This window comes from Nocardia sp. CA-129566, assembly GCF_050956075.1.
Taxonomy (GTDB): domain Bacteria; phylum Actinomycetota; class Actinomycetes; order Mycobacteriales; family Mycobacteriaceae; genus Nocardia.
On sequence record NZ_CP192085.1, the window covers coordinates 1,615,061 to 1,629,213 of the forward strand.

Here is a 14,153-nt window from a genome sequence, read left to right on the forward strand (position 1 = left end):
CCGAGTCGTCATCTCGGGCTTGCACCTTGGTGGTGATCCGCTCCACCTTGGGGGACCGACCCCAGCACTCGGGGGCCTGATGCCGGCGGCGAATCCGGTGGAAAGTTGGACAGGTCACCGCACACCGAACCGGAGCCTCCGATGTCGAACTCGAGCACACTCGCCCACTCGGCGGAACGTCGTGCCACGGTCTCGACCAAAGACGGTGTGGCACTGGCGGTTCGCGAATACGGCCCGCGAAATGCGGACCTCACCGTCGTCCTGCTGCACGGACATTGCCTGCGCACCGCGTCCTGGACCTACGTCCGCGACGCCCTGCTGCGCCGCTACGTCGGCGCCCGGGTCGTCTGCTACGACCACCGCGGCCACGGCGACTCCGCCGCGGCGTCGCGCCAGACCTACAGCCTCGAGCAGCTCGGCTACGACCTGCGCGACATCCTCGACGCTGTCGCCCCCGCCGGTCCGGTCGTTCTCGTCGGCCACTCGATGGGTGGCATGACCGTGCTGACCTATGCCAGCCAGCACCCGCACGAGATCGGCACGCGCATCGTCGGAGTCGCACTCATCGCGACCGCGGCGAGCGGACTCGCCGACGCCGGGTTCGGCCGCCTGCTGCGCAACCCGGCCGTATCGGCATTCCAGGCCGCCGTTCGATGTGCTCCCGGCCTGATGCAGCACGCGAAGCTCATGGCCTGCAAGGTTTTCGCGCCGATCATCCATACCGCCGAATTCGGCGATCGCAAGGTCAGCCGCCGGGTGCTTACCCTGGCCAGCGCGATGCACAATGCGACGCCGATCGTGACGATGGCGAGCTTCTTGAGCGCCTTCATGACCTACGACCAAACCGACGCGCTCGCTGTGCTCTCCAATATCCCGACCTTGGTGCTGTGCGGCACCGCCGACCTGATGACGCCGCCGTCGCATTCCGTCGCAATGGCGGCTGCCGTCGCGTACTCGGATTTCGTGCTGGTCGACGGCGCCGGTCATTCGGTGATTCTCGAGCAGCCGACCCGGGTCGCCGAGGCCATTGCCCGCCTGCTGACCCGAGCGAGCGGGCTCGACAATGTCGAGGCCGCCAATGTCGAGGCCGCGCACCTCACCCTCGTCGCGTAGTCGCTGCGGCGTGAGCCGGAGCAGCGGGTATTCCCTATCGGATGTGCGCTGGTACGCCGCGTAGCGAGGCCGGGCGGCGATGATGCGCTGTATCCGCAGCTCCTGACGGAATCTGTGGCGATAGCGCCAAGTGTGTGGCACTGCCGGGGTGCTTCTCGACTCCGGATCGGTAATTGGCGGGCGCGAGCATGCATGCGAGACGGGTCGAGCCCGATCCGAATCGTTCGGGTCGGGCTCGACCGGTCAGGGATTTATCGCTCAGGGGAGCGGCGGCACCGCGTGCTCGTCGCCGATGAAATCGACGGAGGAGTACTCGCGGAGCTTGGTGAGGCGGTGGTAGGCGTCGATCATGCGGACCGTGCCGGACTTGGAGCGCATGACGATGGACTGGGTCGATGCGCCGCCGCCGTAGTAGCGCACGCCACGTAGTAGGTCGCCATCGGTGACGCCGGTGGCGCAGAAGAAGACGTTGTCGCCCGCGACCAGATCCTCGGTGGTGAGTACGCGGCTCAGGTCGTGGCCTGCGTCGATCGCCTTCTGGCGCTCTTCCTCGTCCTTCGGGGCGAGCATGCCCTGCAGCTCGCCGCCCATACAGCGCATGGCGGCGGCGGCGATGATGCCTTCCGGGGTGCCGCCGATGCCGACCAGGATGTCGGTGCCGGAATCCGGTCGGGCGCAGGCGATGGCGCCGGCGACGTCACCGTCGGAGATCAGCCGGATGCGCGCGCCCGCATGGCGCACGTGCTGGATCAGCTCGGCATGGCGGGGGCGGTCCAGGATGCAGACGGTCAGATCGGATTTCGAGACGTTCTTGGCCTTGGCGACCCGGGCGATGTTCTCGGCGATCGGCACGGAGATATCGATCACACCCGCAGCATCGGGGCCGACCGCGATCTTGTGCATGTAGAACACCGCGGACGGATCGAACATGGCACCGCGCTCGGCGACCGCCAGCACCGCGATGGCGCCCGGCGAACCCTTCGACATCAGCGTGGTCCCATCGATCGGGTCGACCGCGAAGTCGACCTCGGGACCGGTGCCGTCGCCGACCAGTTCACCGTTGTAGAGCATGGGCGCTTCGTCCTTCTCGCCCTCACCGATGACCACGATGCCGCGCATGGAAACCGAGCTGACCAGCTGCCGCATGGCGTCGACGGCCGCACCGTCGCCGCCTTCCTTATCGCCGCGGCCGACCCAGCGGCCTGCGGCCATCGCACCGGCCTCGGTGACCCGGACCAGTTCGAGCGCAAGGTTGCGGTCCGGCGCCTCGCGGCGGCTGGGTGCGGGCGAAGATGCCGTCATTACGGTGTGCCTCCTACGGTCGTTGCTACCGCTGATTGTCTCAGAAGCGCGACCGTTCCCGATCAGGTACTACCGTTCCAGATCGCGGAGCACCTCTGGGTTCAGCCGGTCCGGGTCGAGCGTGGATACTGGGGACGTGTCGTACCAAAAACCACGCATCCTCAACGACTACCGGGATCTGTTCTGGTCGCTGATCCCGTTGGTGCTGATCGCCGTGGTCTTCGCCGGGCTGGCCAGTCAGTGCAGCTTCGCCGCGAAGGGGCCGACCCAGGGCCAGATACCGCACTTCGATGTGAACGCCGCGCTGTCGGTGGACGCGAAGTCGATGCCGTTCCCGATCCGCAATCCGAGCCTGCCCGACGGCTGGACGCCCAACTCCGGTAGCCGCGACACCATCACCACCAGTGGCGGGGGTCCGGTCAGCACAGTCGGCTACATCACACCGCAGGGCACCTACATGCGGATGAGCCAGAGCAGCGCTACTGAGGAAGCGTTGTCCCGCTTCGTCCTCGGTTCCCGCTACGGCACCGGCACCGAACAGGTCGGTGACCAGAAGTGGGTGGTGTACGCCGAGCAGGGCTCCGAGTCCGCCTGGATCGCCGACCTCGGCCGGTCCCGGGTCCTCATCACCGGCGCGGGCAATCACGCCGCCTTCACCACCCTGGCCGCCGCCATCACCGCCGCCCAGCCGCTACAGAAGTAGCGCGCCACTCAGCGGTGGCTGACCACGTTGACAATCGTCCCGCTGGGATCGCGCACGAAGAACCGGCGCACACCCCACTGCTCATCGCGGAGCGGATAGACGATATCCGCGCCCGCCGCGACCATGGCCGCGTGCACTGCGTCCACATCTTCGACCTCGACGCTCATATCCGGTTGCGGCCGTTCGGCTTCCGGTCCGACGAGCAGCACCTGGGCGGTCGGGTTGAGAGGGGATGCCATCGTCACCACCCAGCCGAGATCCATCACCTCCTCGAAGCCGAGCCGCCGATAGAACTCGCGGCTGGCCGCCATGTCGGCGGTGCGGATATCGGGAGTGGCGCGGCGGATGGTCATTCGTCGGCTTCGAGATCGGTGCGGGACAGCGCGTTCTCGACGCGTTGGCGCGCACCCGCGAGATGTTCCTCACAGCGGGTGGCCAGTGCTTCGCCGCGCTCCCACAGTGCCAGTGAATCGTCCAGATCGAGGCCGCCCTGTTCGAGCATTTTCACGACGTTGACCAGTTCGTCGCGGGCGCGTTCGTAGCCGAAGGTGGAGATCTCGGCCAGCTCGTCGTCCTTGCCGGAGTCGGCCAAGGTCAGTTCCTCCCTGTGTCGGTGTTGTTCGGTGCGAGTGCGGGGTTGCCCAAGGCCTGGGTCCCGAGCGCGGCGGCGGTGATCGCGCCGTCGGCGACCCGGATCCGCAGCTGACTGCCCGCGGGCGCGTCCTGGATGGACCGGACCACATGCCGTTCCTTACCGGTGACGCGCTGCACGACAGCGTAGCCACGGGCCAGTGTGGCGGCCGGTCCCACCGCGGTGAGTTTTTCGCGCAGATGGCGGGTCGCGGTGGTTTCGGTGCGGATCAGCTGTTCGGCGGTGCGGCGGGTGGCCGAGCGCAGGCGCTCGATCTCGTCGTAGCGGCGGTCCAGTTCGCGCAGTGGGTCGGCGAGCACCGGCCGGGAACGCAGCTGCGCCAATGCCCTGGTTTCGCGGTCGACCCAGCCGCGCAGCGCGGCGGCGGCACGGGCGCGCATATCGCGGACCCCCGCCAGTTCGGCGGCCGCGTCGGGCACGATGCGCTTGGCGGCATCGGTGGGGGTGGCGGCGCGCAGATCGGCGACGAGATCGCAGAGCGGGTTATCGGGTTCGTGACCGATCGCGCTGACGATCGGGGTGGTCGCCGCGACGATCGCGCGGCACAGCGCCTCATCGGAGAACGGCAGCAGATCCTCGACGCTGCCGCCGCCGCGGGCGAGCACGATGACCTCGACCGTCGGATCGCGATCGAGCCCGGCCAGCGCCTGCAGCATCTGCGGCACCGCGGTCGGGCCCTGTACGGCGGTATTGCGAATTTCGAAACGCACTGCGGGCCAGCGGTTTCGGGCCACGGTCAGGACATCACGTTCGGCGGCGCCGGCCCGACCGGTGATCAGTCCGATTGTCTTGGGCAGGAACGGGATCGGCCGCTTCAGCCGGGGATCGAATAATCCCTCCGCGGCGAGCAGTGCCTTCAACCGTTCGATGCGGGCCAGCAGTTCACCGATGCCGACCGGGCGAATCTCCATGGCGCGCAACGAAATCGTGCCGCGACCGGTGAAGAAAGCGAGTTTGCCGTAGACCACCACCCGGCTGCCTTCCTGCAGCGGTACCGCGGATCGGCGGATGAGGTCCGGATGACAGGTCACCGATAGCGACATATCGGCGGAGGTATCGCGCAATACCAGGAATGCGGTGCTGGTGCCCGGCCGCAGATTGATCTGGGTGATCTGCCCCTCCACCCAGATGCTGCCGAGCCGATCGATCCATTGCGCGACCTTGATGGATACCGAGCGCACCGGCATCGGGTGCTCGGCGGAATTGGCGGGGGAAGCGGTCAATGGGGAGCCGTCCTGTGTCATGCGGCCGGGTAGACACACAGGGGTTGGCCGGAAGATTCCCGGCCAACCGTCGACGATGCCGCGGCGGGTTCGCCCCCCTCCGTCGAATCGCTGCGCGATGTCGAATTCACTGGGCCCGCACGGTGGCGATCCGATTCGTCAGCATGGTCACGAACGGCGCCCTGGCGCGGGTGCGCTGCTCGTAGTCGAGCAGGGCGGTCAGGTCCTCGACGGTCAGCATGCGCAGGCGGGCGCGCAACTGGGCCAGGGTCATATTGGCGTAGTCGTACCGGGTGGCCACCTCGGGCTCGACCACCTCGGGTTCGGGTTCGGCGACCTCGGCGGCCGCTGGGGCCGCGACCTCGGTTTCCGGCTCGGCGATGGTCTGGATCGAGGCGGTGTGGCCATTGCGCTCACCGGCGCGGGCGGCGGCTTCGGCGGTCAGGGTGTCGTGCGGGGCGAATTCGGCTTCGGGGGCATACAGGTCGAAGCGGCTCTCGCGCGCGGTGGCGGTGAACTCGGGCTCCGCGTCTTCGTCGAAGGTGGCCCACTCGGGCTGTTCGACGGAAGAGCTGGTGAGACGGTCGAAGACGCCGTCGCCCTTGAGGGCGAGGCTGGTCACGAACTGCTGGACGTGCATGGTGGTCTGCAGCATCTGGCTGATCGCGGTGATCGGGAAATTCATTGCGGCAGTGGGTAACCGACGCGTTTCTTCGATGGCGTATACGGCGGCTCCGGCAGCGACCCGGGCCAGGAACGGTGGTCGAAACATGCTCCTAGCCTGCCCGATACGGGTTGTTATGCAAAGCACTGGTGTCACAGACACACAATCTATCCGGCCCGCGCGGCTACGCCGCCGACTTCCCGACCACACGCGCCGGGGGTTCCGCATGATCGGGCCGCCTTCCGGGCTCCATGCCGGTGTGTCGAGAATGACGTCGCCGGGGCGGTGACCGGCCGTCCGACATGTACCGGTCGCACGTAAGCTGAGTGGCATGTCTTCGGCCATCCCATTGAACGTCGGAATCGCCCGCTCGGCCGGTTCCGGATCCGCCGATGCCGACGGTGGCAAGCGTGTGCTGCTAGCCGAGCCGCGTGGGTACTGCGCCGGCGTGGATCGTGCGGTGGAGACGGTGGAGAAGGCGCTGGACAAGCACGGTGCGCCGATCTATGTGCGCAAGGAGATCGTGCACAACCGCCACGTGGTGGAGACGCTGCGCGAGCGGGGCGTCATCTTCGTCGATGAGACCGATGAGGTGCCCGAGGGCGCACTGGTCGTCTTCTCCGCGCACGGTGTCTCACCCGCGGTGCACGAGTCGGCGGCCGCACGCAATCTGCGCACCATCGACGCGACCTGCCCCCTGGTGACCAAGGTGCATCAGGAGGCCAAGCGCTTCGCCCGCGACGACTACGACATTCTGCTGATCGGCCACGAGGGGCACGAGGAGGTCGAGGGCACCGCGGGGGAGGCGCCCGACCATGTCCAGCTCGTCGACGGTCCCGATTCGGTCGACCGGGTCACCGTGCGCGACGAGTCCAAGGTGATCTGGCTCTCACAGACCACGCTCAGCGTCGACGAAACCATGGAGACGGTGCAGCGGCTGCGCGAGCGGTTCCCGGCGCTGCAGGATCCGCCGAGTGATGACATCTGCTACGCCACCTCGAACCGCCAGGTCGCGGTGAAGGCGATGGCACCGGAATGCGATCTGGTGATCGTGGTCGGCTCGCGCAACTCGTCCAACTCGGTGCGGTTGGTCGAGGTCGCACTCGGTGCGGGCGCCAAGGCCGCCCACTTGGTCGACTTCGCTCGCGAGGTGGATCTGGCATGGCTGGACGGGGTGCGCACGATCGGCATCACCTCCGGTGCGTCGGTGCCCGACATCCTGGTGCGCGGTGTGCTGGATCTGCTGGCCGAGCACGGGTTCGGGGATGTGCAGCCGGTCACAACGGCCAATGAGACGCTTGTTTTCGCGCTGCCAAGGGAATTGCGTACTTCGCGTCGCTGAGCTCGGCGATCCGGCTAGAGGTTTTCCGGCCGCCGTCGCTCGGTCCGGCTCGAATCACGTTCGCGATAGCGGACATTGGGCTGCGGATGCGGCGGCGGTGCCTCGCCGCGCCGTCGTGCCGTGGCGGCCCGGTTCGAATCGCCCTCGGCCCGAGTGGATGCCGCTGCCGGTCGGGCGGCTCGGTTCGAATCGCCCTCGCCCCGTGGCGCTGCCGCCGCCGGTCGGGCGCCGCGGGCGGTGCTCGGTCGGCGCTCGGGGGCCGGGCGTTCTCCACCCCGACCGCTCTTCGCGGTGCCGCCGACGCGCGGCGGCGTCTCCGCCACTTCCGAATTCGCGCGCCGATTCGGTCGCGGCAGATGCAGATCGGTATCGAGGTCGGCCGGATCGGCCTGCGGGCGGCGGCGGCGGCGCGCGGCATGGGCCAGTGAGCCGCCCTTGGTGCCTTCGGAGCGCGCACGCTTCGGCGCATTGCTGCGGCCCCAGCTGGTGCCCCTGCGGGATTCGTCGGCGCGCTCGGTGGCCTCGTCGCGCTGGTGTAGCAGGATCCGACCCGCGCCGATCGCCAGCACCAGCACGGTGGCCACCGCCATGACCGGGAAGCGGTTCACCAATGGGATCGCCAGATTCAGCAGGATGTCCTTGAGCCCGGTCGAGGCGTGACCGGTTAGCTGCTGATAGGCCAGCGGCACCGCGACGAACAGCAGTAGCGGCGGTAGCACCATCGTCGTGAAGATGCCGCGGTAGCGAACGGCAAGCACAGCCGCGACGCAGCCAAGGACGTACAACGTGTTGAACGTCCCGGTCAGCTCGTTGTTCTCGCCGCGGGCATCGATCAGGAACCCCAGGAACGTGCACGCCACCGCGATCCCGACCGCTGCCCCGGCCGGGATTCCCGGCACCGAGGGCAGGATCGAACGATGCGGCGCGGGCACCCGAGTTCGCACACGTTGGGAAGCAGCCACACTATGACACTAACTGCCGCCGCGTCGGGGGGTGTTACGGCACGGCGGTCACCCGGGCTAATCGTCGGCGTCGGCGAAGCCGACCGCCCTCGGCCACGAATCGACGCGCTGGATTGCTGGCACCTCCTGTTCGGCTATCTCCAGGTCGTGAAGTTTGCGCGCGGTGACCATCACCCGCGATTCCACCGACGCGACGGTGTAGTTGAAAGCGTCTACCGCCTTACCGAGTTGCGCGCCGAGCCGGTCCAGGTGTCGGCCGGTCATACCGAGCCGGTTGTAGAGTTCGCGGCCCAATTGCTGAACGGTTGCCATATCGCGCGACAGTGCCTCCTGGCGCCACCCGAAGGCGACCGTGCGCAGTAACGCGATCAGTGTCGTTGGGGTAGCGAGTATCACGTTGCGGCCGAAGGCGTATTCGAGTAAAGCGGAGTCGGTCGTCAGTGCGGCGTCGAGGAATGGATCGCCCGGCACGAACAGCACCACGAACTCCGGTGCCGGATCGAAGGCCAGCCAATATGCCTTATCGGCCAGCTGATCGATATGGGCACGCAGATGTTTGGCATGGCGGGCGAGCAGTTCGGCGCGCTCGTCCGGATCATCGGCCATGGTGGCGTCGAGGTAGGCGGTGAACGGCACCTTGGCGTCGACCACGATCTGCCTGCCGCCCGCCAGCTCGACCACGAGGTCCGGTCGGACCGTGCCGGTGCGCTCGGTGCCGCCGTCACTGCGCGCGGCTCTGGTCACCTGGGTGTCGAAATCGCAGTGCCTGGTCATCCCCGCCAGTTCCACCACGCGCTCCAATTGGATCTCGCCCCAGCGCCCGCGGACCTGCGGCGCGCGCAGCGCGGCGACCAACTGACCGGTCTGGCTGGTGAGCTGATGTGAGGTGCGCTGCATTCCTGCGACCTGTTCGCGCAGACTCGAATAGGCGTTGATGCGATGGTGTTCGACCTGCTGGATGTGCTGGTTCAGCGCGCCGACGGCCTCGCGCAGCGGATCGATCATGGCGCCGATGGCGTGCGAATGTCGGCGTGCCGCATCCTCATTCGCCACGGTGAGCGATTGCCGCAGTAACCGCTCGTTATCGGTGGCGGCTGCGAGTCTCGCCTCCGCGGCGGTTGCTCGCTGCCCGGCGCGCGCGGCATGTCCGAGCCAGCCGAGCCCTACCCCCGCGACGAACACCAGCATCAGTGCGACGAGCATCGGTGCGGTCATGGCGCAGATAGTGCCGCATGGCACCGACAAATTCGAAACCCGCGAGCTATCGGGCAGCAGCGCGTCGGAAAATGCACAGACCCTGCTGGATCAGACCGCGGAGTTCGTTGTATGGGCCGCCCAGCAAATATTGCCCGCCGATGGGGGACCACCTTGGGCGATCGCGACTTTCCGAACTCGCAACCACTGCGCAGCCAGTCTTACGGGCGAGGAGTTCGTGGGCCGCCTCGCGTCCGAGTCGTCGAAGCGCATGCGACGCGGTCGCGAGTCTCGACGGCTCGGACGCGAGGCCCACCGGTCGCCCGATCACCACCCCTCATCGAATCGCAACGCGATGCCGACATTCGGGGGCCGCGAACACGCCGCGCTGGCACGGCAAATTCAACAGGGCAATTGAAGTGTGTCGGTGCCATCGCCTACGGTTTCGCGGCATGCGGATGCTGCACACCTCGGACTGGCACATCGGGCGCACGTTCCATGGGGTCGATCTGCTCGCCGATCAGGCCGCCGCGCTCGCGGCCATTGCCGAATTGGTGGCCGCGGAATCCGTTGACGTCGTCGTGCTGCCGGGGGACGTGTACGACCGGTCCATTCCCAGTGCCGACGCGATCGCGGTGTGTATCCAGGGTTTCGAGGCCATCCGCGCGGCCGGGGCGCAGATCATCGCGACCTCCGGCAATCACGATTCACCGACGCGGCTCGGTGCGGGTGCGAGTTTCGCGGCGGCGGGCGGGCTGCACCTGCGCACAACTGTCGCCGATGCCGATCGGCCGGTGCTGTTATCCGATGCGCACGGTGCGATCGCCTTTTACGGCATCCCCTATCTGGAGCCGGAGATCACCCGTGCCGAACTCGGTGTGCCGCAAGCGCGTTCGCATGCGCAGATCCTGGATGCGGCGATGAGCCGGATCCGGGCCGATATCGCCGAGCGGCCGGACACTCGCACGGTGGTGCTCGCGCACGCATTCGTGGTCGGTGGCGAGGCGACCGGTTCGGAGCGTTCGATCTCGGTCGGCGGCGTGGAGACGGTTCCGCTGTCGGCGTTCGACGGCATCGACTATGTGGCGCTCGGGCATCTGCATTCGCCGCAGACGCTGTCGGGGTCGGTGCGCTATTCCGGCTCTCCGCTGCCGTATTCGTTCGCCGAGACCTCACATCGCAAGGCGGTATGGCTGGTGGATCTGGATGCCACCGGCCTGTGCTCGGTGCAGCGCCGTGATCTGCCGCTCGTGCGCGGCCTGAGCCGCCTCACCAGCACCCTTGACGAATTGCTCACTGCCGCCGCCTATTCCGAGTCAGAACAGCACTACGTCTCGGCGACGCTGACCGACTATGCCCGCCCCGTCGACGCCATGCGCAAACTGCGCGAACGCTTCCCGCATGCGGTACACGTGGAATGGTCACGCCCGGAAGGCAATCCGGAACTGCGCTACCGTGAGCGCGTGCACGGACGCCGCGATACCGAAGTAGCGCAGAGCTTCCTCGCCGATGTCCGCGGCGAACCGACCGCGGGCGAAGTGGCCTGGCTGGAACGGGCACTCGCCGCGGCTGTCGCCGAACCGGACCGGGTCGTTGCCGCGGTGGAAACCCTGGCCGGGGAACTGTCCGCATGAGCGGCCGTCGATCGCGGCGGGGCGCTGCATGAGGCTGCACCGGCTGGAGATGACCGCGTTCGGCCCGTTCGCCGAGACCACGGTTGTCGACTTCGACGCGCTCGGTGCGGATGGGCTGTTTCTGCTGCACGGGCAGACGGGGGCGGGCAAGACGACCGTGCTCGACGCGATCGCGTTCGCGCTGTACGGCAGTGTGCCGGGCGCGCGTGGCGAGAGTAAGCGGCTGCATTCCGATCATGCCGATGAGCAGACGCCACCGCGCGTGGTGCTGGAAGCGACGCTGGGCGGCCGGCGCGTGCGGTTGACCCGCTCGCCGGAATTCCAGCGGCCGAGCAAGCGGGCCAAGAGCGGCTGGGTGAAGGAGAATGCCGCCGCGACGTTGGAATGGTTGGATGGGCGCGGCGCGAACCTGGCTCGTCTGTCCGATATCGGGGACGAGATCATCCGGCTGCTCGGCATGAGCGCGGACCAGTTCTTCCAGGTCGTGCTGCTGCCGCAGGGTGATTTCGCGCGGTTCCTGCGCGCGGAGAACGAGGATCGGGAGAAGCTGCTCGAAAAGCTCTTCGACACCGAGCGATTCGGCAGTGCCGAGCAGTGGCTTGCCGATAAGCGGCGGGCCTCGGCCGCCGATATCGAATCGCGCAAACAGGGCATCGATCGGTTGATCGCGCAGGTCGCGGTGGCTGCGGGGGAGACGGCGGCGGAATCTGTCGGACCGCTGGAGGCGGTCGGCTGGTCGCAGGATCTGCTCGCGACCGCCCGCGCCGCCCTCAGCACGACGGCCGCGGAAGCCGAACGCCGCCAACAGGAATCGGTGCGCACGAGATCCCTGGCCGAGGAACAGCGCCGCCTGCACGAACTGCGCCGCCGGATGGCCGCCGCCCGCGAGCGGCTCGACGAATACGCGGCCGCCGCCGACCACCGCGCCGACCTGCAGGCCGAACTCGAACTGGCGCGTCGGGCCGCGCCGGTCGCCGAGGCGATCGATGCGGCGCGCGCCGCGGTCGTGCTGGCCAGGCGCAAGGCGGACGAAAGGCAACGCATCGCGGCACGGTTGGCCGCACTGCTCGCCGAACCCGCTGGTGCCGATATCGCGGGCATCGAACTGATCTCGGTCGAGCCGGGTCCGGACGCAATGCCGACCGTCGACGCGGCCGCCGATGTCGATGCGGCCATTCGACGGTGGAGCGCCCAGATCGGCGCGCTCGACGAGGTGCGTGCCGACGCGACCACCGCGACCCGGCTCACGTCCGAACTGGCAACGCTGCGCGACGAGGATGTCGCACTGACCGGTCGGGTGGACAAATTGAACCGGCTGCGTCGGCAACTGCCCGAATCGATCGCCACCATCGAGGCCCGGCTGCGCGAAACCACCGCGGCCGCGGCCGCGCTGCCCACATTGACCGCCGAATGCGAACGGCTGCAAACCGCTGCCGCTGCCGCCGTCGAACTCGCCGGTCGCAGGACAACTCTCGACCACGCCCGCATCGAATTCGAATCGGCTCGTGCCGCACACCTCGATGCCAAAGAGCGGGTGCTCGAACTGCGCGAGCGCAGGCTGGCCGGTATGGCCGCCGAACTCGCCGGTCAATTGACCGACGGACGGCCCTGCGCGGTATGCGGATCCGCCGATCACCCCGCACCGGCCCGCCCGACACAGAGCGCGGTATCGAAGCAGGCCGAGGACGCGGCCGCCGCCAGCGAACGCGCGGCCGAGGATGCCCGCGACCGGGTGCTGGCCCGCATTACCGGTCTGGAACGCGAAATCGAGGCGATCATCGCACGCGGCGGCGACGCCGACCGCGTCGAACTGGCCGCCGCCCTGCGCGCCGCCACCGACCGCTACCAGGACGCCGCCGAACTCGCCGCCCTCTCGGACAGTCTCACCGCCGAACTGACCCGCCTGCGCACCGACGAAACCCGCCTGCACGACGAACTGCGCGAATCCGATACCCGCCGCAGCACTGTCACGACTCGCATCGCCGCCGCGACCACCCGTCTCAGCGAACTCACCGACCGCCTGCGCGCCGCCGCGGGCGCCGACGAAACCATCGACCGCCGCCGCGGCCGACTCGACACGTTGATCGGCGACGCGACCGCCTTGCGCGACGCCCGCACTGACGCGTCGGCCGCCGCCGAACAAGTCACCGTCATTGCCGACCGCGTCGAAAGTCTCGCGCTGGCCGCGGGTTTCATCGCCGAGCAGGTCGATGGCCGAGCCGATGCGTCACCGCGTGACGATGTCGCCCTCTTGACCGCCTACGCCCGAGTCGTCACCGCCGCATCGCGAACCCCGCAGCGCCAGCACGATATCGAGGCGGAACTGGTCGCCGCCGACCGCGCCCGCGCACATGCCGAGGCCGTCCTCGCCGAACCGGAGATCCAGGCCGCGGCGTCTGCCGAACCCGGCGATCTCGACGAGCTGGCGGCGGCGGTGACTGCCGCACAGGCCCAGCTGAACACCGCGGTTGCCGCCAATGCCGAGGCAACTCGCCGGGTGAAGCTTCTGGAGGACTTGGGCGGACAGCTGTGGGCCGCGGTCGACCGCATCGCCCCGGTGCAGCGCGCCCACGACGAGCTGGCCGGGCTCGCGGAGGTGGTGGCGGGGCGCGGCGAGAACAACCGCCGAATGTCGCTGCGCTCCTATGTGCTGGCCGCCAGGCTGGAGGAAGTGGCGCTGGCGGGTTCGGTTCGGCTGCGCCGAATGTCGGGTGGGCGCTACGAATTCGTGCACTCCGACAAGGCGGGTCCACGCGGCCGACGCGGCGGCCTCGGCCTCGATATCCGCGACGACTACACCGGTGCCATCCGCCCCGCCAAAACCCTCTCCGGCGGCGAAACCTTCATGGCCGCACTGTCATTGGCCCTCGGCCTCGCCGACACCGTAGCGGCCGAATCCGGCGGCGTGGTCCTCGACACCATCTTCATCGACGAGGGCTTCGGTGGCCTGGATGCCGATACCCTCGACGCGGTCATGGGCGTCCTCGACGAACTCCGGGCGGGCGGGCGGGTGGTCGGTCTGGTCAGCCATGTCGATGAAATGCGCCAGCGCATCCCGAGCCGCCTGCACGTCATCCGTGGCCGAGCAGGCTCCCAACTGCGCACCACCGTCGCCTGAGCCGACCACACGCGCTGGCAACTGCGGAAGCCGGGAACCCGCGCGTCGCCGCCGGAGAATGAGGTCCACGGCTGTGGCCAGCGCTCCTGGTAGAGGTGCGGCTGGCCGAGCGCGACGAGCGCCAGATTCTCCTCCGGTTCCAGCGGCCACGGCTCGGGCTTCTCGGTGACGTGCTCATACCGCGGCGCAGGCAGGCCACCGTCGAACAAGGTGACGTAGACCTCGAGCAGGTGTTCTCGATGGTGT

At 68.4% G+C, this 14,153-nt stretch carries 12 protein-coding genes; 5 read left to right on the forward strand and 7 right to left on the reverse strand.

What is annotated here, in order from left to right:
- Positions 1–141 precede the first annotated feature (141 nt).
- The gene (locus ACQP0C_RS07340; RefSeq protein WP_433731804.1) at positions 142–1,113 is read left to right on the forward strand and encodes an alpha/beta fold hydrolase; all 972 of its coding nucleotides are present in this window, start codon (positions 142–144) and stop codon (positions 1,111–1,113) included.
- 258 nt (positions 1,114–1,371) lie between these two features.
- Here the strand turns inward: ACQP0C_RS07340 and glpX are convergent, their stop codons facing one another.
- Positions 1,372–2,415, reverse strand: a complete 1,044-nt coding sequence (gene glpX / locus ACQP0C_RS07345; RefSeq protein WP_433731806.1) for a class II fructose-bisphosphatase — start codon at positions 2,413–2,415, stop codon at positions 1,372–1,374.
- Between the two features lie 136 nt (positions 2,416–2,551).
- Here glpX and ACQP0C_RS07350 point away from each other — a divergent pair, with 136 nt between their 5' ends.
- Complete coding sequence (locus tag ACQP0C_RS07350; protein ID WP_433731808.1) at positions 2,552–3,118, forward strand: DUF4245 domain-containing protein; 567 nt, start codon at positions 2,552–2,554, stop codon at positions 3,116–3,118.
- Positions 3,119–3,126: 8 nt separating this feature from the next.
- Here ACQP0C_RS07350 and ACQP0C_RS07355 read toward each other — a convergent pair whose 3' ends face one another.
- The 4 genes from ACQP0C_RS07355 to ACQP0C_RS07370 form a co-directional block, all read right to left on the reverse strand.
- Positions 3,127–3,471 (reverse strand): VOC family protein, encoded by a 345-nt coding sequence (locus tag ACQP0C_RS07355; RefSeq protein ID WP_433731810.1) that lies wholly within the window; start codon positions 3,469–3,471, stop codon positions 3,127–3,129.
- On the reverse strand, positions 3,468–3,710 hold the full coding sequence (locus ACQP0C_RS07360; protein WP_354961314.1) for an exodeoxyribonuclease VII small subunit: 243 nt from the start codon (positions 3,708–3,710) through the stop codon (positions 3,468–3,470). Before ACQP0C_RS07360 ends, ACQP0C_RS07355 begins: the two co-directional genes overlap by 4 nt.
- Before the next feature lie 2 nt (positions 3,711–3,712).
- On the reverse strand, positions 3,713–5,014 hold the full coding sequence (gene xseA / locus ACQP0C_RS07365) for an exodeoxyribonuclease VII large subunit (RefSeq protein ID WP_433731812.1): 1,302 nt from the start codon (positions 5,012–5,014) through the stop codon (positions 3,713–3,715).
- A 106-nt stretch (positions 5,015–5,120) separates the two neighbouring features.
- Positions 5,121–5,765, reverse strand: coding sequence for a lipid droplet-associated protein (locus ACQP0C_RS07370; protein ID WP_433731814.1), 645 nt, complete (start codon positions 5,763–5,765; stop codon positions 5,121–5,123).
- Between the two features lie 223 nt (positions 5,766–5,988).
- Between ACQP0C_RS07370 and ACQP0C_RS07375 the strand changes: the two genes are divergently transcribed.
- Positions 5,989–6,999: a 4-hydroxy-3-methylbut-2-enyl diphosphate reductase gene (locus ACQP0C_RS07375; RefSeq protein ID WP_433731816.1), complete on the forward strand. Its 1,011-nt coding sequence runs from the start codon at positions 5,989–5,991 to the stop codon at positions 6,997–6,999.
- 14 nt (positions 7,000–7,013) lie between these two features.
- Here ACQP0C_RS07375 and ACQP0C_RS07380 read toward each other — a convergent pair whose 3' ends face one another.
- Both ACQP0C_RS07380 and ACQP0C_RS07385 read right to left on the reverse strand, forming a co-directional pair.
- Entirely contained in the window at positions 7,014–7,961 is a 948-nt protein-coding gene (locus tag ACQP0C_RS07380) for a DUF6542 domain-containing protein (protein WP_433731818.1), read from the reverse strand.
- Positions 7,962–8,018: 57 nt separating this feature from the next.
- Positions 8,019–9,176: a DNA recombination protein RmuC gene (locus ACQP0C_RS07385; RefSeq protein ID WP_433731820.1), complete on the reverse strand. Its 1,158-nt coding sequence runs from the start codon at positions 9,174–9,176 to the stop codon at positions 8,019–8,021.
- 431 nt (positions 9,177–9,607) lie between these two features.
- Between ACQP0C_RS07385 and ACQP0C_RS07390 the strand changes: the two genes are divergently transcribed.
- Together ACQP0C_RS07390 and ACQP0C_RS07395 are read left to right on the forward strand one after the other, a co-directional pair.
- Positions 9,608–10,789, forward strand: coding sequence for an exonuclease SbcCD subunit D (locus ACQP0C_RS07390; RefSeq protein WP_433731822.1), 1,182 nt, complete (start codon positions 9,608–9,610; stop codon positions 10,787–10,789).
- A gap of 28 nt (positions 10,790–10,817) precedes the next feature.
- On the forward strand, positions 10,818–13,907 hold the full coding sequence (locus ACQP0C_RS07395) for an AAA family ATPase (RefSeq protein ID WP_433731824.1): 3,090 nt from the start codon (positions 10,818–10,820) through the stop codon (positions 13,905–13,907).
- Positions 13,908–14,153: the final 246 nt, after the last annotated feature.